This window comes from Polymorphum gilvum SL003B-26A1 (assembly GCF_000192745.1).
Taxonomy (GTDB): domain Bacteria; phylum Pseudomonadota; class Alphaproteobacteria; order Rhizobiales; family Stappiaceae; genus Polymorphum; species Polymorphum gilvum.
In genome coordinates this window covers 3,899,675-3,918,968 of the sequence record NC_015259.1, presented here as the reverse complement: position 1 = coordinate 3,918,968, position 19,294 = coordinate 3,899,675, and the positions used below count along the sequence as shown (strand labels likewise).

23 protein-coding genes are annotated in these 19,294 nt (G+C 63.1%); 14 read left to right on the top strand and 9 right to left on the bottom strand.

Going from position 1 to position 19,294, the window contains the following annotated elements:
* Positions 1-75 precede the first annotated feature (75 nt).
* On the top strand, positions 76-981 hold the full coding sequence (locus SL003B_RS18255; protein WP_013654350.1) for an ArdC family protein: 906 nt from the start codon (positions 76-78) through the stop codon (positions 979-981).
* Positions 982-1,007: 26 nt separating this feature from the next.
* Here the strand turns inward: SL003B_RS18255 and SL003B_RS18250 are convergent, their stop codons facing one another.
* Entirely contained in the window at positions 1,008-1,214 is a 207-nt protein-coding gene (locus tag SL003B_RS18250) for a hypothetical protein (RefSeq protein WP_041375630.1), read from the bottom strand.
* 320 nt (positions 1,215-1,534) lie between these two features.
* On the opposite strand from SL003B_RS18250, the gene SL003B_RS18245 reads away from it, so the two are divergent.
* From SL003B_RS18245 to SL003B_RS18225, 5 genes are all read left to right on the top strand, one after another.
* Positions 1,535-1,999 carry a helix-turn-helix domain-containing protein gene (locus tag SL003B_RS18245; RefSeq protein ID WP_013654349.1) on the top strand — a complete coding sequence of 155 codons (465 nt, stop codon included), beginning with the start codon at positions 1,535-1,537 and terminating at the stop codon, positions 1,997-1,999.
* Positions 1,996-2,565 carry a PIN domain-containing protein gene (locus tag SL003B_RS18240; protein ID WP_013654348.1) on the top strand — a complete coding sequence of 190 codons (570 nt, stop codon included), beginning with the start codon at positions 1,996-1,998 and terminating at the stop codon, positions 2,563-2,565. Before SL003B_RS18245 ends, SL003B_RS18240 begins: the two co-directional genes overlap by 4 nt.
* 217 nt (positions 2,566-2,782) lie before the next feature.
* Positions 2,783-3,142, top strand: a complete 360-nt coding sequence (locus SL003B_RS18235) for a DUF2958 domain-containing protein (protein ID WP_013654347.1) — start codon at positions 2,783-2,785, stop codon at positions 3,140-3,142.
* Positions 3,139-3,366, top strand: coding sequence for a hypothetical protein (locus tag SL003B_RS18230; protein ID WP_013654346.1), 228 nt, complete (start codon positions 3,139-3,141; stop codon positions 3,364-3,366). Before SL003B_RS18235 ends, SL003B_RS18230 begins: the two co-directional genes overlap by 4 nt.
* Positions 3,363-3,596 (top strand): Arm DNA-binding domain-containing protein, encoded by a 234-nt coding sequence (locus tag SL003B_RS18225; protein WP_013654345.1) that lies wholly within the window; start codon positions 3,363-3,365, stop codon positions 3,594-3,596. The genes SL003B_RS18230 and SL003B_RS18225 overlap by 4 nt, the downstream gene beginning before the upstream one ends.
* Positions 3,597-3,680: 84 nt before the next feature.
* Here the strand turns inward: SL003B_RS18225 and SL003B_RS18220 are convergent, their stop codons facing one another.
* Positions 3,681-4,100, bottom strand: coding sequence for a hypothetical protein (locus SL003B_RS18220; protein ID WP_148259344.1), 420 nt, complete (start codon positions 4,098-4,100; stop codon positions 3,681-3,683).
* A gap of 212 nt (positions 4,101-4,312) precedes the next feature.
* Between SL003B_RS18220 and SL003B_RS18215 the strand changes: the two genes are divergently transcribed.
* Positions 4,313-4,813: a hypothetical protein gene (locus SL003B_RS18215; RefSeq protein ID WP_041375629.1), complete on the top strand. Its 501-nt coding sequence runs from the start codon at positions 4,313-4,315 to the stop codon at positions 4,811-4,813.
* A 64-nt stretch (positions 4,814-4,877) separates the two neighbouring features.
* Here the strand turns inward: SL003B_RS18215 and SL003B_RS18210 are convergent, their stop codons facing one another.
* The 4 genes from SL003B_RS18210 to SL003B_RS23430 form a co-directional block, all read right to left on the bottom strand.
* Positions 4,878-5,105, bottom strand: a complete 228-nt coding sequence (locus tag SL003B_RS18210; RefSeq protein WP_013654342.1) for a WGR domain-containing protein — start codon at positions 5,103-5,105, stop codon at positions 4,878-4,880.
* Positions 5,089-5,688 (bottom strand): recombinase family protein, encoded by a 600-nt coding sequence (locus SL003B_RS18205; protein ID WP_013654341.1) that lies wholly within the window; start codon positions 5,686-5,688, stop codon positions 5,089-5,091. Before SL003B_RS18205 ends, SL003B_RS18210 begins: the two co-directional genes overlap by 17 nt.
* Positions 5,689-6,012 carry a hypothetical protein gene (locus tag SL003B_RS22465; protein ID WP_049792613.1) on the bottom strand — a complete coding sequence of 108 codons (324 nt, stop codon included), beginning with the start codon at positions 6,010-6,012 and terminating at the stop codon, positions 5,689-5,691.
* A 421-nt stretch (positions 6,013-6,433) separates the two neighbouring features.
* Positions 6,434-6,916, bottom strand: a complete 483-nt coding sequence (locus SL003B_RS23430; protein WP_148259342.1) for an Lcl C-terminal domain-containing protein — start codon at positions 6,914-6,916, stop codon at positions 6,434-6,436.
* Between the two features lie 82 nt (positions 6,917-6,998).
* Between SL003B_RS23430 and SL003B_RS18200 the strand changes: the two genes are divergently transcribed.
* Positions 6,999-9,881 carry an FG-GAP repeat protein gene (locus SL003B_RS18200; RefSeq protein ID WP_013654338.1) on the top strand — a complete coding sequence of 961 codons (2,883 nt, stop codon included), beginning with the start codon at positions 6,999-7,001 and terminating at the stop codon, positions 9,879-9,881.
* Between the two features lie 125 nt (positions 9,882-10,006).
* Here SL003B_RS18200 and SL003B_RS22460 read toward each other — a convergent pair whose 3' ends face one another.
* A complete protein-coding gene (locus tag SL003B_RS22460) occupies positions 10,007-10,744 on the bottom strand; it encodes a prepilin-type N-terminal cleavage/methylation domain-containing protein (protein ID WP_013654337.1) in 738 nt (245 codons plus the stop codon).
* Positions 10,745-11,438: 694 nt separating this feature from the next.
* Here SL003B_RS22460 and SL003B_RS18190 point away from each other — a divergent pair.
* The gene (locus tag SL003B_RS18190) at positions 11,439-11,663 is read left to right on the top strand and encodes a hypothetical protein (protein ID WP_013654336.1); all 225 of its coding nucleotides are present in this window, start codon (positions 11,439-11,441) and stop codon (positions 11,661-11,663) included.
* A gap of 113 nt (positions 11,664-11,776) precedes the next feature.
* Here SL003B_RS18190 and SL003B_RS18185 read toward each other — a convergent pair whose 3' ends face one another.
* Positions 11,777-13,936, bottom strand: a complete 2,160-nt coding sequence (locus SL003B_RS18185; protein WP_013654335.1) for a type IV secretory system conjugative DNA transfer family protein — start codon at positions 13,934-13,936, stop codon at positions 11,777-11,779.
* A 20-nt stretch (positions 13,937-13,956) separates the two neighbouring features.
* Positions 13,957-14,400, bottom strand: a complete 444-nt coding sequence (locus SL003B_RS18180) for a hypothetical protein (protein WP_013654334.1) — start codon at positions 14,398-14,400, stop codon at positions 13,957-13,959.
* Positions 14,401-14,727: 327 nt separating this feature from the next.
* Between SL003B_RS18180 and mobQ the strand changes: the two genes are divergently transcribed.
* The 5 genes from mobQ (at position 14,728) to SL003B_RS22450 (ending at position 19,094) form a co-directional block, all read left to right on the top strand.
* Complete coding sequence (gene mobQ, locus SL003B_RS22455; protein WP_013654333.1) at positions 14,728-16,833, top strand: MobQ family relaxase; 2,106 nt, start codon at positions 14,728-14,730, stop codon at positions 16,831-16,833.
* A gap of 58 nt (positions 16,834-16,891) precedes the next feature.
* Entirely contained in the window at positions 16,892-17,596 is a 705-nt protein-coding gene (locus tag SL003B_RS18170; RefSeq protein WP_206771941.1) for an AAA family ATPase, read from the top strand.
* Positions 17,550-17,867 (top strand): ribbon-helix-helix domain-containing protein, encoded by a 318-nt coding sequence (locus SL003B_RS23425; RefSeq protein ID WP_049792612.1) that lies wholly within the window; start codon positions 17,550-17,552, stop codon positions 17,865-17,867. Before SL003B_RS18170 ends, SL003B_RS23425 begins: the two co-directional genes overlap by 47 nt.
* Before the next feature lie 46 nt (positions 17,868-17,913).
* Positions 17,914-18,219 carry a ribbon-helix-helix protein, CopG family gene (locus SL003B_RS22865; RefSeq protein ID WP_206771940.1) on the top strand — a complete coding sequence of 102 codons (306 nt, stop codon included), beginning with the start codon at positions 17,914-17,916 and terminating at the stop codon, positions 18,217-18,219.
* A gap of 182 nt (positions 18,220-18,401) precedes the next feature.
* Positions 18,402-19,094 (top strand): helix-turn-helix domain-containing protein, encoded by a 693-nt coding sequence (locus tag SL003B_RS22450; RefSeq protein WP_013654330.1) that lies wholly within the window; start codon positions 18,402-18,404, stop codon positions 19,092-19,094.
* Positions 19,095-19,294 lie beyond the last annotated feature (200 nt).

Here is a 19,294-nt window from a genome sequence, read left to right as displayed (position 1 = left end):
CCCGCCCACCGGCGGCTGATCCGTCCCCGTCAAGGCCGCGACAGGCGCGGCTTCAACAGACGAGGAGACACGATCATGAACACCAAATCCAACGAGCGGTTCGACGTTTATCAGGCGATCACCGACCAGATCATCACCGCCATTGAGGCCGGCACGGGGCCGGTCGAAATGCCCTGGCACCGCTCCGGCGCGGGCGTCACCCGCCCGATGAACGTGGAAAGCGGCAAGGCTTACCGGGGCATCAACACGGTCGCCCTCTGGGCTGCGGCCATCAACGGCGGCTACGGCAACGGGCTGTGGGGAACCTACCGCCAATGGCAGGAGCGCGGCGCGCAAGTCCGCAAAGGTGAGAAGTCCTCCCTGATCGTATTCTACAAGGAGTTCGAGGTCGAGGACGAGGACACCGAGGACGGCAAGGGCCGTCGCTTCATGGCGAAGACGTCTCGCGTCTTCAACGTCGGGCAGGTGGACGGCTACACCATCCCCGAAATCGACCAGACCGCCGACCTCATCGACCCGATCGAGGCGGCCGACCGCTTCATCCGGGGAACCGGCGCGATCATCCGAGAGGGTGGCGATCGAGCCTTCTATCGCCCCGCGACCGACACGATCGCCATGCCCGACCGCTTCCGCTTCACCGGCACGAAGACCAGCACGGCCACGGAAGGGTTCTACAGTGTCCTGCTGCATGAGCTGGCCCACTGGTCAGGCTCCAAGCACCGCCTCGACCGCCAGTTCGGCGAGCGGTTCGGCGATGACGCCTATGCGATGGAGGAAATGGTCGCGGAAATTTCGGCAGCCAACCTCTGCGCCGATCTTGGGATCGCCGCCGATCCCCGTCCCGATCACGCCGCCTATATCGACCATTGGCTCCGCATCATGAAGGGCGACCGCAAGGCGATCTTCGCGGCGGCATCCGCCGCCAGCAAGGCTTGCGACTACCTCGCCAGCCTTCAGGGCGAGGAACGGGCGGCCGCATAGGCCGCCCAACCTTCGTATGACGGCCTTCAGCCGTAGGCCGGGAGATACGCACGGCCTATCGTCGCGCGGGCGTGCAGCACGGTCTTGATATTGTCGAGACAGGCCATCGCAAGGCTGCAGGCGAAGGAACCCATTTCGCTGCGCACCAGACGGAAGAACACGTCATCGTGCAGGGCATACAGCTCATCGTCGGAGCAGCGGGCGAGATCGTCGAGCGTGAGCAGCATATCCATCGGTGCGGTCTTTCCTGTTGAGGTTCGGGGCGCTAGCCCTTCATGGGGCTTGGCCGCCGCATCCGAAGGCCCGCCGCATCCGCGCTTCGCGCGGACGGGAACATCGTGACCGAGGCTGCACGCCTTGCGGCGCGGCTTCGCGCATGGGGCATGGATCACGCCGCCGAAGGGTGAGCGCCCCCGACCGGCACGGGACGGCCGACCGTAGGGCCGCTATTTTTCACCGGCGATCTTGTCTCCGCCGCTCGCCAGACAGATATTTCATTTGTTGCATTTACTGCATTTGATGGGCTATGATGGACGATGAAAGGAGCCTGCCCATGACCATGCTCGCACATCGACAACTCCCGCCCTCGGCGCAGGATGCCGCGATCGCGCGCGTGTCCGGCCAACTTCTATCCCGCTATGCGCGCCAGAAGCGGCCGTTGACGCTGCGCGTCACCGACGCCGATCAGGAGCGGCCCATAGAGCTGCCGGCCGGCGCGGTCGCGCTGCTGATGGACATCCTCGAAGCGATGGCCGCCGGCCGTGGCGTCACCCTCATGCCGGAGAGCGCCGAGCTGACGACGGTGCAGGCCGCCGAAGTGCTCAACGTCTCCCGGCCGTTCCTTATCAAGCTGCTGGACGATGGCACGATCCCGCATCGCAAGGTCGGCAAGCACCGGCGCATCCGCATGGAAGACGTGATGGCCTACAAGACGGCCATCGACCGCGAACGCGAAGCGGTGCTCGACCAGCTTGTCAGCGAGGCGCAGGAACAGGACATGGGCTATGGCCGCCCATGAGCCGCTACGCCGCCCTGCTTGATGCCAATGTCCTCTATCCCGCGCCGTTGCGGGACTTGCTCTTGCAGCTTGCCGTGACCGACCTGTTCAGGGCGAAATGGACGGCGGACATTCATCGGGAATGGATCGAGGCGCTGCTCCGCAACGAGCCGATGCGAGACCGCGCCGCATTGGAACGCACCCGCGACCTCATGGATCGGGCTACGCGCGACAGCCTGGTCGAAGGCTATCATGCCCTGATCCCGGCACTGACGCTGCCGGACGCCGACGACCGCCATGTGCTGGCCGCCGCGATTGTCGGCCGCTGCGACGTGATCGTGACGCAGAACCTCGCCGACTTTCCTGCCGAAGCTCTGGACCCGTTCGGCATCGACGTGCAGCACCCCGACCAGTTTCTGGTCAACCATCTGCATCTCGCGCCGGGCCTCTTCTGCGCTTGTGTCCGAAAGGTCCGCGCCCGGCTCAAGAACCCGCCCTACAGTGTGGAAGCCTATCTCGCCACCTTGACGCAGGTGGGGCTTGTCGCCACGGCGGGCGAACTCGGCGGCTTTGCCGATCTTCTCTGACGCCTGATCCGTTCGACCTTGGCCAGCTCCGTCGTCGCCTCCATCGGGTTGGCGTCCTATGGAATGTCCGCTGGTTTGACGGCCCGCGCCGTCCGGTCAAGGGCTTGCCCGCTCCACCCCCTTCGGGGCCGTGTTGGCCCTGTGACCCGCCGCCTTGAGCGGCCCGTCTCCCTGTTCGCGTCCATGAGGACGACCAACCCGAACAAAGGAGACGACTATGAAACTACTGACCAAGGAACAGATCGACCGGCTTGCGCGGAACGGCCGTGCGAACGCCGAGCGGATCGAGGACGACGGGAAAACCCACGACTTCGAGCCGGTGGTGAAGCTCTTCCTGCCGGACGGAGCGGCGACCTGGCTCCTGACGGAGACCGACCCCGAAGATGCCGACATTGCCTTCGGCCTGTGCGACCTCGGCATGGGCAGCCCCGAACTGGGGACGGTGCGACTGTCCGAGCTGGAATCGGTACGCGGCCGCCTGGGCCTCGCGGTCGAGCGGGATCTTCACTTCACGCCGACCGGCCGCTTGTCGAGCTATGCCGACAAGGCCCGTAAGGCGGGGAGGATCGTGGCATGAGCACGAACATCCGCCCCGATCATGTCAGCGCCTTCGAGGCGCTGACTTCCGGCGACTACCGGAACTTCGCCCTGTTCTCCTGCTTCGTGAATGGCGCGCCCGCTTCGGCGATCGTCGCCGTCACGCCGCCGACCGACGAATGCGGTGAATATCTCATCACCCCGCTTTTCGTGAGCGTCACGCCGGACATGGCGCTGACCGATCACGACGGAGGTGCGGCATGAGCTACGAGGTGCAGCACTTCACGATCTGCGACGGTTGGATCAACAACTGGGCCGTCCTCAATGAGGACGGTTCCAGCGAGCCGGAGACTTTCGCCACCGAGGCCGAAGCGCAGGCCGCGCTCGATGAATTTCTCGCCGAGATCGAGGAAGAGATCGCGCTCGGTCAGCGCGGTGAGGACGAGGGCTATGATCCCGACGAGTTTCGGATTGTCCCGACGGGCGCCGCATGAGCGGCGCTCTATCTCACATCCGTTCAACCGGGAGGGCATCGTCCTCCCGGTTGATGAACGCGCGACGGCGCAGGCGGCGCGCCCTTAGCGCGATTGCGTCGGGCCGGGCCGAAAGCCCCTTTTGCCCGTCGTCGTCGTCGGGATCGCCTGCCCGGAGGAGCCGCGCCTGCCGATGGCGTCGTCGATCACGGCTGCGATCTCGCCCATCTCCTGCGGAAAGCCGGCCTCCATCGCGCGCAGCGCGATCGGGCTGGTGGAGCCGCGCGCGCAGACGATCTCGGTATTGAGACTGGCGAGAAGTCCGGTCAGATGTTCGACACAGCGGGGCTTGAACATGAGATAGGGAATGTCGGGGCGATGAACCTGTTCGACAGCGATCAGCACCTTGGCATAGGTCGGGTGAACATGGTTGCCGTTGCCTTCGATCCGCGCCCTGATGAAGGAGAGCAGGTCATAGAACATGGCTCCGGTTTCCGTGGTCACAAGAAAGCCGAGGCGCGCCACCGCATCGAAAGGCGTCAGACCGTAGGCAATCCGATTGAAATTATCGACAGTGTTCCCCGTATTTCTGCTTCCCCTATTGGCTGTCATACTCCACCGCGCGCTTGTTGGTATTTTCTTAAGTTTACCATGCTGCCCACGGTGAACGCCATTTTTGGCGCGCACGAAGCAACGACCCGCATTGCGCTACTGACTTCAGAAGGGGGCCGGACACGATGACGACTACACCGGGCGGATCGGCCCTCGAACGCTTGCAGGCGCATATCGAGGCTGAGGTCGCGGCTGGTCTTACCAACCTGGACCGTTATCGCGGCAACCATCTTGCCGCCATCACCCCCTTCGAGCAGGAGGTCTTCCATATCGAAATGCACGACATCCCACGCCTGGGCGCTGCCTATTGGGCTTGGGAAGTTGCGTGCGGGATCATCCACGACAAGCTTGCAGGCGACCCCGACCTGGCGAACGCCCTTGCCGCCGAATTGGAGATCGTCCAGCAGGGCCGCACGCTTTCCGCAAAGGATCGGTCACATACCGACTTCGCCGAAGCCTGGACGGCATTCGCCAAGCTCTTCGGCATTCCATACCGCCTCGCCTTTGCGTTCTTCTGGAAAAACTACTTCATGGACGTGAGACTGGGCCACATCCTGCATGAGGGCGACTATCACGGCCCCGACTTCATGGCCGTTGCCCACACGGAGGACGAACCGCCCTTCTGACCGACTGCGGCTCAGGAGGCTGACTTGCCCCGCCGCAGAAGCGCCCGGCTGATCGGCTCGGCAATCATCCTTCGTACCCCTTGCGCCGCTTGGCGGCGACCAGCCTTGCAAGCGCATCGGCTGCGCCTGCCGGCCCGCCAAACCATTCCTCTATCCGCTGCCCACGCAGACTGCCGATCCGCCCCCATTCACGGATCAACGCCCACTCGCCAAGGAGCGTAGGGGCGATGCTCACCCGGTAGAAGCGTCGCATGTTCCGTTCCGGGGCGACCTTTTCAAGATACACGATCATCGGCGGCCGTATCCTCCGCCGCTGCCTGCGTGCGCGCAGCGGGCAGGTAGCGGTAGAGCGTGGCCGGCGAGATATTGAATCGCTTCGCCACATATTCGATTGAGATGTCGCTGTCGGCGAGCATGGTCCGCGCGGCGGCCACATCCTCGTCCGTCAGTTTTGGCGGGCGGCCGCCGCCCCGTCCTCGCGCTCTGGCGGCATCGAGGCCGGCGCGCGTCCGCTCAAGGATCATCGCGCGCTCGAACTCGGCCAAGGCCCCGAAGATATGGAAGACCAGCCGGCCGCCGGCGGTCGTCGTGTCGATCGCTTCCGTCAGGGAGCGGAAGCCGACGCCCTGACGTTCGAGGACTTCGATCGTTTCGATGAGCTGCTTCATCGACCGGGCCAGGCGGTCGAGCTTCCAGACGACGAGCGTGTCGCCCGGCCGTAGATAGTCGATTGCCGACATGAGGGCCGGGCGCTCCCGATGTGCGCCGCTCGCCTTGTCGATGAAGGTGCGCCCGCAGCCCGCCTGCTTCAGCGCGTCGAGCTGAAGGGCCGGATTCTGGTCGTGCGTCGAAACCCGCGCATAGCCGACCAGCACCTACTGTCTCCCATGGTCGAGAACCCGAACTTCCGGGACGTGCAGTTCGTCGGGCTTCCTGCCGCGCAGTTGTGCGATCAGGTCACGTTGGTCGTGGAGCGTCGCCCGAAACAGGTCGAGCACGATCTGATCGAGCACGGTCGCCGGCTTCGTGACGTCGATGTGTTCCGGCAGGTCGCCCATCTTTGCACAAGCGTCTTCGAGCACCTTGGCAAGAGCGTCGAGCCTTTGCCCGATTGCAACGGCGATCGGATTCTCCGGGTCATCATCGTCAAGCGCCGCCAAAATCGCGGCCCTGTCATTGTTGTCGAATGGCTTGGTCACATACTCCTTCCCTTCTCTCAAAACCCGTCGGTGCGTGCGAGCGTGAGCGGTTGATTTCTAGATGCGTTTTTGAGAGCCGACAGGCGCGGCTTACAGGGCGCGACGCGGACGTCGCGGGTTTCTCTCAATAACGGTCGTTTCTGCGGTTGCCGTCACGACGGCGCGCGGCGCCGGTGACGATGCATCCGAAGCAGGCAGTTGGCATTCCCTGGGAAGCGAACGTCGCCACCGGGCGGGAAGCACCAGAGCCACATAATTTGCGACGAAGACTGCCGGGACGCAGACTCCGGCAGCGATGAATGTGTCAAGCAGTGCATCAAGGCCGACCGCGTGACCAGAGAGGAGCACCACGGCGCAAATGGTGGGGACCGCGAGGGCAACGCTACCCAGCGTCGTCTTCGCCGCGCTGTGTATCGGGCAATCAGTCATCGTGCCGCTCCCGCGTTCGCTTGATCGGAACGCTGACGGTCTGCACGCATCGCGCGGCGAATGCATTGTCCGTGCTTGCTGTTCCCTCCTCGCCTGTGAGGAAGCTGCGGATCGAGGGGGTGAACAGCCCACGCAATTGTGTCGCTGACCAATGCCACCCGGCATCGAACGTCCCGGCGAAGGCGCCGACATCTCGCCCGACATAAAGGGTCGTCAACTCGGCCTTGGTCGGCAACCGCCACTGTGGCCCCAATGCGGCGCAATCTGCCTTCGCGCGCTCCCATGAATGCAGTTCGCCGCGTGGCAGGGCCTCGACATAGATGTAGCTGCCGTCACTGATGCCGCCGAAGACAACATCACCGCAGCGCTGCCCAATCGCCGGGGCAGCGCCTTCTCCGCATCCTGCGGGAACAGCCTGCTGCCCCCACGCCGGATTGCAGAGAGACACCGCAGCAATTGAAACAAGAAAATACAAATATATCGACAGTCTTGAATAAGGCATCTATGTTCAAATCAATATTCAATGAATTTGATAAACATATCACATCTAGAAGTTTATGATAAAGCACATTATCAAGATAACAACCGCATGCATAATGATTGCCGGGCTTCTGCTGCTCTCAAGCGGTCCCGTCGCCGCCTCATGCCCTGTTCCGCTCGCCGGTCAATTCTCCCTGACCTATAACAACGGCACGAAATTTATGGCGGGCTGCAAATTTGGAGATTCCTACCGGAATCTCTGCGGCTTGCCCGGCGCGGCATGTACGCCTTCACAGGAAGGCGACCTCGAATATAGCACAGCCGGAAGCGTGCTCCGCTACTGCAACGGCAGCAATTGGATCAACGTCCAGTGCGAGGCTCTTGGATCATGCGTCGGGATTGAAGCCGGGACGATAACAGCCGACGCCCTTCAGATGAAATACTGTAACGGTGTCACCTGGCAAGCGATGTACAATGACGGTATCTGCACCGGGATCGGTGTCCAAGAGGCACTATTCACGCCATCGGGCGCCGCTGGTGGTGTCGAGGCGACCTACTATGCCTGGGGACGAAGCATCGACATGACCGATGACTACGCGATTGTTGGAGCCCATCGGGCAACAACAAATCGTATCGTTGATGGTGCAGCGACGATCTACAAGCGTTCCGGCGCATCGTGGACACGGCTGAAGGAGTTGTCGCCTACGGTCCACTCTGCAAATGGTGCCTTCGGGCGAGCAGTTGGACTATCTGGCAACTACGCGATCGTCGGTCACGAGGGCGCATGGCGCATATCGATATTCAAGAAGGATCAGGGAGGTGCTGACAACTGGGGGCAGATCGCAACACACACAGGCGACAGCAACTTTGGGGTTAGCGTTGATATCTTCGGCGATAAAGCGATCGCGGGGAGCCACAATTACTCGGCAGGCGGAACCGTTGGGATCGGACGTGCGCGCATCTATCGCCGCGACCGAGGTGGGGCAGACGCTTGGGGCCTCGCCGCAATCCTCAACTTCCCAGACGTGAATCCCGTCCACTACGACTATTTCGGCTGGGTGGTGACGATCGCCGGGGACATCGCGGCCGTAGCGGCGGCGCACCGCGACGAGCCGGGAGCGGTGAACACCGGAGCAGTGTACCTCTACCGCGAGACGTCCCAGGACACCTGGACGTACTTCAAGAAGCTGACAAACCCCAATGGCATGGATGCGAACGACTATTTCGGTCACTCCATGGATATCATCGACTTGGACGGCGACGGCACAGCCGACCGGCTCGCCATTTCTGCGCCTTATGATGACGAGCAATTTGGGGATCGAGGCACGGTCTTCATCTTTGAACGCAATCAGGGCGGTGCAAACAACTGGGGACTCGTGGCGAAGGCGGCGGACGCGACCGTTTCTCCGACATCGCGGCATATCGGTCTTGAACAGCTTGGCCTCGGGGGCGACTACATGGTCGTTGGATCGCGCTTGAATGACGCGCTCGGAACCGACTCAGGAGCGGTCCTTGTTTTCCGCAAAGACGAGGGCGGGGCCAACAACTGGGGTTTGCAGACGTACCTCTGGGGATCAGATACCAACACCTTGGACGAAATCGGCAGGGCCGCAACGGTATCCTCGACCGGCAACTACCTCATGGCCGGCGCCCCGTATCAGGAAAACGACGGCATCAAAGTCGGAGCCGCATACGTCTTCGGTCGGTCGGGAGCCACGTGGTCCCAGCAGGCGAAACTCACTCCGCCCGGGACGTATGGATACTCAAGACGTATGGGTGACTCTGTTGCAGTGTCCGGCGACTACGCGGCGGTTTCCATCATCTTCAAGAGCGGCTTCTGGCTGACAAACCGGCTTGCACGTGAGGGGGGAGTAAACATCTACAGACGACAGCCTAACTCTACCTGGACACTTGAAAAGCATGTTACACCGCCATCGCCGCAGAACGATCTATATTTTGGCCAGAAGATCGACATTTCACCGGAATACATGGTTGTATCTGTGCCGCTCGATAGCACCGGCGGTGTCACGAGAGGCGGTGGGGCGTGGATTTTCGGGCGTAACGTCGGAGGTGCGGGCAACTGGGGGCAAATCAAGCTCATCAAACCGATCGGTGTGCAGGTGGAAGACCGTGCCGGTGAGACAAATGGTCTTTCCCTTTTTGGGGACTACATCGCATTGGGCGCATGGCGCCACGACCGCGATCTTATTCCGCCGCTTCAGGGGGATGCTGGAGCCGTGTATTTGTTCCATCGCAATGAGGGTGGGGCAGACAACTGGGGACAGAGAAAGAAGATCGAATCGAGCGTGACGGAGCACTCGGCCCGGTTTGGTCAGTCGGTTGACATAGCCGGAACAGTATTGGTTGCAGGGGCGCCCTACGAGGACGCCAATGGGACGGACGCCGGAGCGGTCTACATATTCGAGCGAGACTTCGGCGGCGCGGAGAACTGGGGCCAGACGAAAAGGTTAGTCGGGCAAGCGGCCAGCGACCTTTACGGTTGGGATGTTGCTGTCTCAGGGGACACCGTTGTTGTGGGGTCGCCCAACCATGACGAAGGCGGCACCGACAAAGGCGCCATATACATCTACTATCGGAACCATGGCGGGCCGGGTAACTGGGGGCTTTTCAAGAAGATTCCCTACCCAGGAGCAGGCGTGGGGAATGCTCTCTTTGGGAGGTCTGTAGACCTCTCCGGCGACATTCTTATCGTTGGGGCGCCAGCGGACGATGTGAATGCGACTGACGCAGGATACGTCTATGTGTATTCCCGAAACGAGGGAGGAGCAGACAATTGGGGCGTGTTGGCGACGATCGTTCCGAATACGCCTTCTGAGGGCGACTATTTTGGAGAGGATGTCGCCGTGTCCGGCAACGTCGTTGCGGGAAGTGGACTATACAATGATGACAGCGCAACCGATGACGGTTCCGTTTATCTTTTTGGATGTCCACCTCTTTGATGCTTGTTTCCGATTTCAATCGGGTATGATATATTGATGGTATAGCTCATTTACTGCGGCTATGTCAGAAAACTAAAACGCCCCTGATATTTCAGGGGCGTTCTTTTGTCTCGGTGGTGTGCCATTTATCTGATCTTGTATCCGAAGGCGCACAGCTTCTCGGTGTTATTTTCGCGATAGTTGCGACCGTTGACGCAGGTTTCTTGACCAAATGCAAGAAGCGACCCCGTGCCAGGAACACCATCGTCGATCTTCCGATCAAGACGTGCTGTTTCGGAAGGCGTGTTTACCCGGCCCGAACGGGGGTTGGCATTCTGGTGCAGCGACTGGCTCACATAGATTCCGGCCGGTGTGAACGCCGTACCGGAGCCTCGGTGATAGGATGCGTTTCCAAGGATGTCTCCAAGATACAGGTAGCCACCGATTTTCGCGCTGATGAGCGCGTCAGTTCCAGGTGCGGTGTTCAGGCGAATGCCGCCGATGAGGTCGGCTGCCGCCATGTGCTTCAGGGCCTGATACAGCTCGCCGGCGACGCCTTCGTCAGTCGCGCCAGGATTGCTCATAGAGCTGTTGGCGTGCCAAATCCAGCCATTCCCGTCACCATTGCGACAGCGGTTCCCGCCAATGCAGGCTTGTATTTTGGCGGTGGCAGTGGACAGATCGCCAGGCTTCCCACCGTAAACGTCGATAAAGGTCGTGTAGGCCGCTTCAAATGCCTTGAGCTGTGCAGCTGTTGCCGAAACTGACGCGTTCTTGATAAGCTCTTGGCCCTTCAAAATGCCGCCGATCAGCAATCCAATGATGACCATCACAATTGCTAGCTCGACGAGCGTAAATCCCTTTTCTTGTGTTACCGTTTTCATCAAAATCTCCTAGTAGATATTTTCTATAATGCTTTGCTTTCTGCAATGTATGGTCATTATACATGAGGAAATAAGAAACAAGTAGTTAACGATGAATGTCCAAGATTCTCAATTCAGAGTATTGAGCAGCTTAGTGGTGCGTTCGATTTTGGAATATTTGCAAGCCCTTCGGGTCAGGCTTTACTCGCGTTGCTCCCCGAACCGGCCGCAAGCGCCCGTTTCGGCCATTCGGTGACAATCCTTCTTGCAAGGGTCGAGTGCGGTCATCGCCCACCTTTCCTTCTCCTTTGATGCTGCGGCTCCGTTGGATCGGATTGAGCGGCGTCATCGCGCACAGGGCGGGAGCGCAGGCTTGATGCCCTTACGGTCCGATCGCATCGGACAGTGGCCGGAGCGGGCGGGCTTGGTTCCCGGCACGAGGGAATACGGAGCCACTTCGTGGCGGCTTCTGCCTTTCGGCGGAGGAGACGCATGACCGTCCCGATCATGGAACGAGGTTCCGGCGAACGCCCCCCGCACGGCCTTTTTTCGGGAGGAGCAAGGCCCATCCCGGCCGTCGCGCAAGGGGATGCCCGCACCACCCCCTTCGGGGCCGTGTTACCCCTTGCGCCCCGGCCTCACGGGATCGGCCCGAATGTCCCCCGTAAGGCCGCGAGGGTCGCGGTCTTGGAACCCAAGATCAGGAGATACGATCATGACCACCACCGAAACCACGAAAAGCAAGAAGCCCACCCACGCCGTGTTCCACGTCACCGGCAAAGAAGACAAAGCCCGCTGGAACCGCATCGGCGCCGCCTGGGCGCACAAGGACGGCAAGGGCTTCAACCTCGACCTCGACATGATCCCGATGAAGACCGGCCGCTTCGTGATCCGCGAGAACCGCCCGGAGGACGCCAAGGAGGAGAAAGAGGGGCAATAGGCCCCTCGACCTTCCCGCCCCGGCGGGAAGGCGTCCCGTCTTGGGCTGCGGCACGATGGCGCCGGGCGGTGCGCCCGGCAAGGAAGGGCGCGGCGAGTGCCGCGCCACCGCCTTCAGCGCGGCTTGTGCAGATCGTTGCCGAGCCCCTCCAGGGCGGGATCGGCGAACCAAGGCGTCTTGTCGGCGAGGATCGGATAGCCGTTCTCGACGAACAGAAGCTGGCGCTCCTGCCGGAGCGTCATCAGTTCGTCGGGATAGGCGAGCGAGCGTTGCGCGTTCGCCGTCGTCCGGCTTTCCGACTCGCGGCTTCCGCCGCCCATCGCCGACGACACGGCGGTCGAGATGTTCCACACCGTCGCCACGCCGCACAGGGCGGAGAAATACTCCGCCGTCATGCGGTCCCGGCTCCCGAAATACTGCAACACCCCGGAATTGCCGATGAAGGTCTCCCAGCCGTCGCCGTAGAGGCGACGGAGCTGGGACAGGTCTTGTACGATCCCCCAGAGCTGCATGCCGAAGCCCGCCATGAGGCCGAAGGCTTGCTCGACCATCGTCAGGCGGCCGAGGGCCGCCATCTCGTCGAGCAGGAACAGGATCGGCCGCGCGGGGGTGGCCTCGATGTTGCGGGCGTTGACGAGGATCGCCTGTTGCACCAGCAGCCGCAGCCAGCGGCCATAGGTGTCGAGGCGGTCGGCCGGCAGGATCAGGAACACGGTCGAGGGCTTCGCCTTCAGATCGGCGAAGGATAGATCGGAGCCGGAGAGGCTTTCCCGGATGCGCGGGGAGTCGAGCATGTTGGTGTGCGACTGTGCCGTCGCCAGCACGTTCGAGAAGACCTTCTCCTCTTTTTGCATGGCGCGGGTGCCGGAGGATTCGACCACGGGATGATCGGATTCGATCATCCGCCCGAACACCCCGAATAGCTCCTTGGGTTCGAGGACGAGCAGGTCGCGCACGCGGCCGAGCGTGCGCTTGCCCTCTTCCTGCGGCGCGGTGACGACCCATAGGATGAGGCCCACGATCATCGCGCGCGCTTCGTCGTCCCAGAAGCGATCATTCGCCCCGCCCGACGATACGACGAGCGCGTCGGCGATCAGGTTGGCGTTCTCGACGAGATCGGGATCGTCGGGCCGCAGCATGTCGAGCGGGTTGAACCGCGCGGGCTTCATGCCGAGCTTGCCGGCGGCGATGTTCCACGGATCGAGCAGGTGGACGGCCTGGCCAAGCGCCACGCGGCGCTTGGCCGTGATCAGCGCGTTCTCTCCCTTCGGGTCGATCACGAGCGCCGAGCCGCGATAGGTGAGCAGGTTCGGCACGATCGCCGCGACGCCCTTGCCGGCGCGCGTCGGCGCGACGGTCAGGAGGTGACGCGATCCCGCATAGCGGATGATCGCTTCCTCCTTGCCCTCCCGGAAGGCGCCGAGCCGAAAGCCTTCCTCGCCGGTCAGGCCGGCATCGGTGAGGTCTTTCAGCTTCGCCCATCGTGACGTGCCGAAGGTCTCCGGGAGGGAGACGCCTTCCTTGCCGAACCACCACACGCCGAGCGCGATGCCGCCGACCACGGCGGCCGCGCCGGTGAAAAACACCATCCCCGTGCCGACCACGGGCAGGAAGATGAAATAAAGCAGCAGCACCCCCAGCAGCGCGAGGCCGATATCGCGGAACCGCGTCATGAGCAGCACCGGGACGAGGCCGAGGATCAGACCCGCGACGGCGGCGAGGGCGTTCGCGCCGAGCTGGGAGAACAGGAAAGCTTCGGGCGGCTGCCCGCCCACCAATGCGGGCGGGACGTTGCGCCGCGCATGTTCAAAGACCAGCCATGCCCCGACCACGAAAACGATCAGGCCGCGCCGGTAGCGCGCCCATGCGCCTTTCTGTGACTCCGCCGCTTGCCCCCGCGCCTTCGGCGCATCGGGCTGCGGCGTCGGCTTTGCTGGACGCTTGGGCGTCTCGCTATCGGTCGCCGTGGCCGTCTCCCGCAGCGCCGCCCCGGCCGCGTTCAAGCGGCCGAGCGCATCGCGCCCGAACCGCCCCAGCGTGGCCTTCAGCTCCGGCGCCCTGGCGGCGACATTGGCCAAGGGCGAAGGCGCATCCGCGCCCTTCGCCTCATCGTCTGCTTTCCCGGCGGCCGTCCTTGGCGGCTCCGCCGGCCGGGCCGCATCGCCGTCCTGAAGGTTCTGGAACATCGGAGGCGGCTTGCCGAACGCGCCGCTGGCCGGGAAGGGACTGAACGGCGGCTTGCCGGCTTTGTCCTTGTCGTCCTTTCCCGCCATTGCGACACCCCTGTGCTATGTCACGGCCTTAATATGATGGACGGCTTTGACGGCGGCTTGTCCGCCGTGCCGCCCTGACCCGGCAGGATCAGCGACGACTTTGCCGGAGCTTCTCTTGCCGCCGTATGCGGTGTCTCTTGTGGCACGGGCGGCGCGGCCTTGGGGGCCTGCGCCTGCCGTGATCCGGCGGCATCTTCGAGCGACGGCGACGCTACGGATGCCAGCCATTCCGCGAGGAAGTCCCGGTCCTTGTCACCGGCCTTCTCTTCGATCAGGCGGCGCACTGCGGCCCGCAGGTCCGCGTCGCTTTCCATCTCCGCCATGACCAGCCCGCCGATGATGATCTTGCGGCGGGTGTCGTCCTTGCGCTGTTGCTCACGATCACGCGCATCGAGCGCCTTCAATTGCGCTTCGATCCTGCGGCGCTTTTCGAGCAGCGCGTCGCGTGAGTTGCGAGGGGCCATCGGTCGAGCCAGGCGATTGAATCGTGGTGCGAGTTGCCCCCATCGTGCCGGATTTCGGTGCATGTGTCCAGATTACCACAAATGCGTTAAGGAATTGGAAAGCTGAAGCGTGTGAAACTATAATAGCGCGGTTATACATTGCTGGCGCAATGTTCCGCGCTAGGTGCTCAAGGGGAGGTATCCCCTCGCCGCAGGGCTTCCCCTCGCCTGCGCGCCTTTGGCGCTTCGGCACGGGCGCTGCCCGAACCCGCGAACACAAGCGCCGTTCGATCACGCCCAGAGGGAGGCGGCCCCTCTGGACTGGCCGGGCGGCAGGGAGACCCATCGGTGGCGATCTATCGCTGCGAGTTCAAGATCATCTCGCGCGCGGCCGGCCATAAGGCCGTCGCGGCGGCCGCCTATCGCGCCTCCGAGAAGATCGTTGACCAGACCTATGGCGAGACGCACGACTTCACCCGGAAGTCGAACGTCAAGGCCGCCTTCATTCTCGCACCCGATAACGCCCCCGACTGGATGCAGGACCGCGCCAAGCTCTGGAACGCGGTCGAGGCCGCCGAGCGTCGCAAGGACGCCCAGCTCTCCCGCGAGGTCCTGCTCTCCCTGCCGCACGAATTGACCGACCAGCAGCGTGAGGCTCTGGTCCGGCAATTCGTGAACGAGCGGTTCGTCAGCCGGGGCATGATCGCGGATGTCGCCATCCACGGCCATTCCCCGTCGGGCGACGAGCGCAACTACCATGCGCACGTCATGCTGACGACCCGCGCGCTCACGCTCGGCACCTTCGGCCCCAAGGAGCGGTCCTGGAACGGCAAGGAGTTTCTGCATGAGACGCGGGTGGCCTGGGCCGAGGCGCAGAACCGGCTCTTCGAGCGGCTTGGCCTCAATCTCCGCGTCGATCATCGCAGCCTTGCCAATCAGGGTGTGGACCGCGAACCGGAGCCGAAGCTCGGCCCGACCGCAACGGAGGCGTTGCGCAATGGCGAGCCGGAGAAGGCCGAGCGCACGATCGGCGACTACGAGGCGGTCAAGGACCGCAACGCCGACCGTGAGCGCCTGAAGGAACAGCTCGAAGTGATCGACCTTGCGCTCGCCCGGCTGGACAAGGCCCAGGGGGATCGCGCGGCCGAGGCCGTGGCGGAGCTGGCACTTCGCCACAGCCGGAGCTTCGAGGCCCTTCAGGACGCGCAGCGCATGGCGCAGCTTACCGCCCGCCGTGCGGCGATGGCGGAGCTGCGCAGCGCCGTCCATGACGCCCGCGCGGCCCATGACGCCTACCGGGACGAGCTGAAGCCGGGCTTCATCCGCCGCCTTGGCGAGATCGTCACCTTGAAGGGGCGTGCTGCCAAGGCCGAGCGCAATGCAAAGCTCGCCGCCTTCAAGATGGAGCAGGACCGCCAGCTCAACCTGCTGCGGGCGCGGCTCAGGGCCGAGGGCCGCAGCCTGCTGGCCGATCATGCCGACGCGCGGGACCGGCTGCGCGAGGCGCAGGCCGGGGAGCGCGATGCGCTCGCGCGTCAGCATGAGCAAGACCGGACGCGCGAGGTCGATGCCCTGATCGAGCGCATGAAGGCGCGCCATGCGCAGGCCGAGGGCCGCGCGGTGTCGCAGGGAGGATCTTCACCTTCGGCCGCAACGCCGGTCGCCCGTCCGGTCGCCGAGATACCGGAGGCCGTCCCGTCGTCGGAGCTTCAGCCCGATGACACCCATCCAGACCTCGATCCCGCCCGCCTGAAGGCGATGAACGAGGAGGTCGATCGCATTGTCGCGCGCGTCCTCGACGAGCTCGGTCACGGCGATCAGGGGGGCGGCTCAGACAGCGGCGACAAGGGCGACGGCAAGTCCGGGTCGTCATCGTCGGGCGGCGGCGCGAAGCCGCGCGCGACCGTGCTGCCCGATACCGGCCAGCCCTCGACCTTCAAGCGCAAGCCCCCGGCTGGACAGCAGGGTCTCGATCCGCTGCCCGATCAGAGCGTGCCGGGATTCGATGCCGAATCCCTCAAGCGCATGGACGCGAAAACGGACGCGGTGGTGGCGCGACTCAGGGACGAGCTGGAGGCCAAGGAGCGCGGCAAGCCCGCACCGCTCCCCGTCGCCAAGGTCGATCCGGCCAGGGTGCGCGGTGGGACGCCTGTCGCCCCCGGCGGCCAGCCGCCGACGGTCAAGCCGCCTGCGGCGCCTCCCGGATCGACGCCGGAGGCGAAGCCGGCGGGTGCGCTGCCGGGAGATACTGGCCGGCCGCGCGAGCGCGACAGGAAGCCCGGCCTGATCCCTTCTGACGGATTGAAGCCGGCGGACGAGCGCACGCCCCTGACGCAGGAGGAGCTTGAGAAGCTGGCGCGCCGCGAGAAGGCCATCCGCATGAAGAAGGCGCGCGAGGCGCGTGAGCGGCGCGCCCGCGAGAGAGACCGCGATAGAGGCGGGCCGGAGCGGTAAATACCTATACGATCAAACCAGTATATTTCAAAACCTGTATATGTGTTAATGTGTATACATGTTTGATTCGTATTGTATTGGTGAGGCGTTATTGAAGATAATTTCCATTATTTCTCAAAAAGGCGGCGTCGGAAAAACGACACTTGCAACAGCGCTCGCGGTCGAGGCGACAAGGCGCGGGCAACAATGCCTGCTTCTCGACCTCGATCCGCAGGCGAGCGCGACATTCTGGAATGACAACAGGGGCGACGACGGGCCAGCCGTCACGGCGATCCCGCCCGCCCGGCTTGAGCATGTCCTGAAGGCGTCCGAGGAGGCCGGGGCCGATCTGGTCATCATCGACACGCCGCCTTTCGCCAAGGACATTGCCTATGACGCGGCGAAGCTCGCCGACTTCGTGTTGATCCCCGCCAAGCCCGCCGTTCTCGACATCATAGCCATGACGCGCACGGTCGATCTCATCAAGGCGTTCAGCAAGCGCGCAGCCGTGGTGCTGACGTTTTGTCCGCCGAGCGGCAGGGAGGTAGGCGATGCGGAGGAGGCCGTGGCGCAGCTCGGCATCGCCCTTTGTCCGGTGCGGATCGGCAACCGCATCGCCTACTCCCGCGCCCAGCAAACCGGCCAGGTCGCGCAGGAATACGAAGCCCAGGGCAAGGCCGCCGAGGAGCTCAAACACCTATACGACTATACCTGTATACACATTGCGGAGGCACCGAATGACATCACCGAGCAGAAAACCAAACGCGCTCTTGGCGGCCATTAACCGTGCAGCGCCACTCGATGAACCGCCACCCGCCGCAGCGCCGGACGTCAGCAAGTCATCGGCTGACGCCCGAAGCGCGCCCGCTGCGCAGCGGCCATCACGCGTCGGCACCAAGCTTGTCGCCGGGCATTTCGATCCGAGGATCGCACGTCAGCTTCGCATGATCGCAGCGGAGGAAGACACCACCGTTCAGGCCCTTCTCGAAGAAGCCCTCGACCTGCTGTTCGTGAAGAAGGGGAAAGCCCGGCTGGACGACATCGCCCGCGCTTGATTCTCGAATCGGCGCTTTGATTCGTGACTTGGCGGCTATTTCAGGATTGGACGACATCTCGAAAGCAAGGGTTTCTGCGCCATCCAATATTCTTGTTGCCAATAAACAAAAATATACCCACCATGTTTTCATGAAAAGCAATAAAGAAGTCAAAACCAATAAAGAATACCTTGCTCTGTACCACGAGAAGAAGCGGTCGGAAGGGGGGCGTATCGTCAACGTCTACGTTCCCGCCAATCTCGTTGCCCGCCTTGACCAAATAAAGGACGCTCTCGGCGTTCGGAGTCGCGCTCCGGTTATAGAGAAGGCGCTTGAAGCCTACCTAGATAACATCAACCAAAGGGCAAAATGACAAAGCCCCTGCCGTTTGCAGCGGCGAGGGGCTTTTTTGATTGGCGATAGACGCGCCTATATTCGGAAACCAACATTCCCAATATAGGCCAAAGCGACATCGACTTGCAAGTATTACTTGCGAGGCAGGAGTGCTTTTGTCTTTCGCCCGCGTCATCGCGCCCTCCAACAATGGAGGAGACCATGACATTTCAACATATACACACATTCGTTGGCGACGGGCCGCGCAAGCGACCGGCTTCCGTTCCGGTGCGCCGCGCAAGCCGTCCCAAGGGGCGCTGCGAGGCCGCGTTCTGGCAGCCTATAGGACGGCATGAGGCGAAAGCCGTGCTCATGGCCGCCAAGCGGTTTGAACTGGCCGAACGGCGACCTGGCGAGCGCAGCGGGCCGCTCGGATCGGTGGCGATCGAGCTGCTTGAGCTTCTGGTCCGCCTGGTCGATTTCCGCACCGGGCGGCTGGAGCCGTCCATCCAGACCATGATGCACCGACTGAAACGGTCGAAGGACGCCATCGTCCGCGCCATGAAGAACCTCCGCCGTCACGGCTTCATCGACTGGCTGCGCCGCTACGAGCCGACCGGGCTGGACGGGCGCGGGCCGCAGCTCCGGCAGACGAGCAACGCCTATCGCCTTTGCCTGCCGCAGGCCGCGCGGCGGATACTCGGCTTCTTCGGCATGACGACACCGGTTCCCGACGATCACCTTCATGCACGGCAGACGAGCGAGGCCGAGACGGAAGAACGCTTGGCGTCGCTACCCCTCGACCGGTGGGCCACGTTCATCGCGGCCGACGACGTGATCGGGCGCACCCTGGCGCGCTTTGCCCGCTCGATTGAGCAACGCGAGTCCGCCGGGCAGGCTGAATCCATGATTTAAATCCAATATGGAGCCTGATCCCGACATCCGCATGGGTCTTTGACGCCCAACCCCGACATTCGCGCATGCGGGATCATCGCATAGGGCTATCCGAGGATGCGCCCGTGGCAAGATCGCGCCCTTTGGGAAGGAGGGGCGCGAGGCTGTTTCTCCGCAAGGCATCTTCGCGTGAAGGGGAGGACGGGGCGCCGCCCCATCCC

Coding starts and splice junctions, on each gene's coding strand:
- SL003B_RS18230 (WP_013654346.1), top strand. CDS start 3,139: ATGAGCACGAACATCCGCCCCGATCATGTCAGCGCCTTCGAGGCGCTG.
- SL003B_RS18225 (WP_013654345.1), top strand. CDS start 3,363: ATGAGCTACGAGGTGCAGCACTTCACGATCTGCGACGGTTGGATCAAC.
- SL003B_RS18240 (WP_013654348.1), top strand. CDS start 1,996: ATGAGCCGCTACGCCGCCCTGCTTGATGCCAATGTCCTCTATCCCGCG.
- SL003B_RS18235 (WP_013654347.1), top strand. CDS start 2,783: ATGAAACTACTGACCAAGGAACAGATCGACCGGCTTGCGCGGAACGGC.
- SL003B_RS22450 (WP_013654330.1), top strand. CDS start 18,402: ATGACATTTCAACATATACACACATTCGTTGGCGACGGGCCGCGCAAG.
- SL003B_RS18250 (WP_041375630.1), bottom strand. CDS start 1,214: ATGGATATGCTGCTCACGCTCGACGATCTCGCCCGCTGCTCCGACGAT.
- SL003B_RS18215 (WP_041375629.1), top strand. CDS start 4,313: ATGACGACTACACCGGGCGGATCGGCCCTCGAACGCTTGCAGGCGCAT.
- SL003B_RS18210 (WP_013654342.1), bottom strand. CDS start 5,105: ATGATCGTGTATCTTGAAAAGGTCGCCCCGGAACGGAACATGCGACGC.
- SL003B_RS18245 (WP_013654349.1), top strand. CDS start 1,535: ATGACCATGCTCGCACATCGACAACTCCCGCCCTCGGCGCAGGATGCC.
- SL003B_RS22460 (WP_013654337.1), bottom strand. CDS start 10,744: ATGAAAACGGTAACACAAGAAAAGGGATTTACGCTCGTCGAGCTAGCA.
- SL003B_RS18180 (WP_013654334.1), bottom strand. CDS start 14,400: ATGGCCCCTCGCAACTCACGCGACGCGCTGCTCGAAAAGCGCCGCAGG.
- SL003B_RS18170 (WP_206771941.1), top strand. CDS start 16,892: ATGTTTGATTCGTATTGTATTGGTGAGGCGTTATTGAAGATAATTTCC.
- SL003B_RS18185 (WP_013654335.1), bottom strand. CDS start 13,936: ATGGCGGGAAAGGACGACAAGGACAAAGCCGGCAAGCCGCCGTTCAGT.
- SL003B_RS18255 (WP_013654350.1), top strand. CDS start 76: ATGAACACCAAATCCAACGAGCGGTTCGACGTTTATCAGGCGATCACC.
- SL003B_RS23425 (WP_049792612.1), top strand. CDS start 17,550: ATGACATCACCGAGCAGAAAACCAAACGCGCTCTTGGCGGCCATTAAC.
- SL003B_RS18190 (WP_013654336.1), top strand. CDS start 11,439: ATGACCACCACCGAAACCACGAAAAGCAAGAAGCCCACCCACGCCGTG.
- SL003B_RS18200 (WP_013654338.1), top strand. CDS start 6,999: ATGATAAAGCACATTATCAAGATAACAACCGCATGCATAATGATTGCC.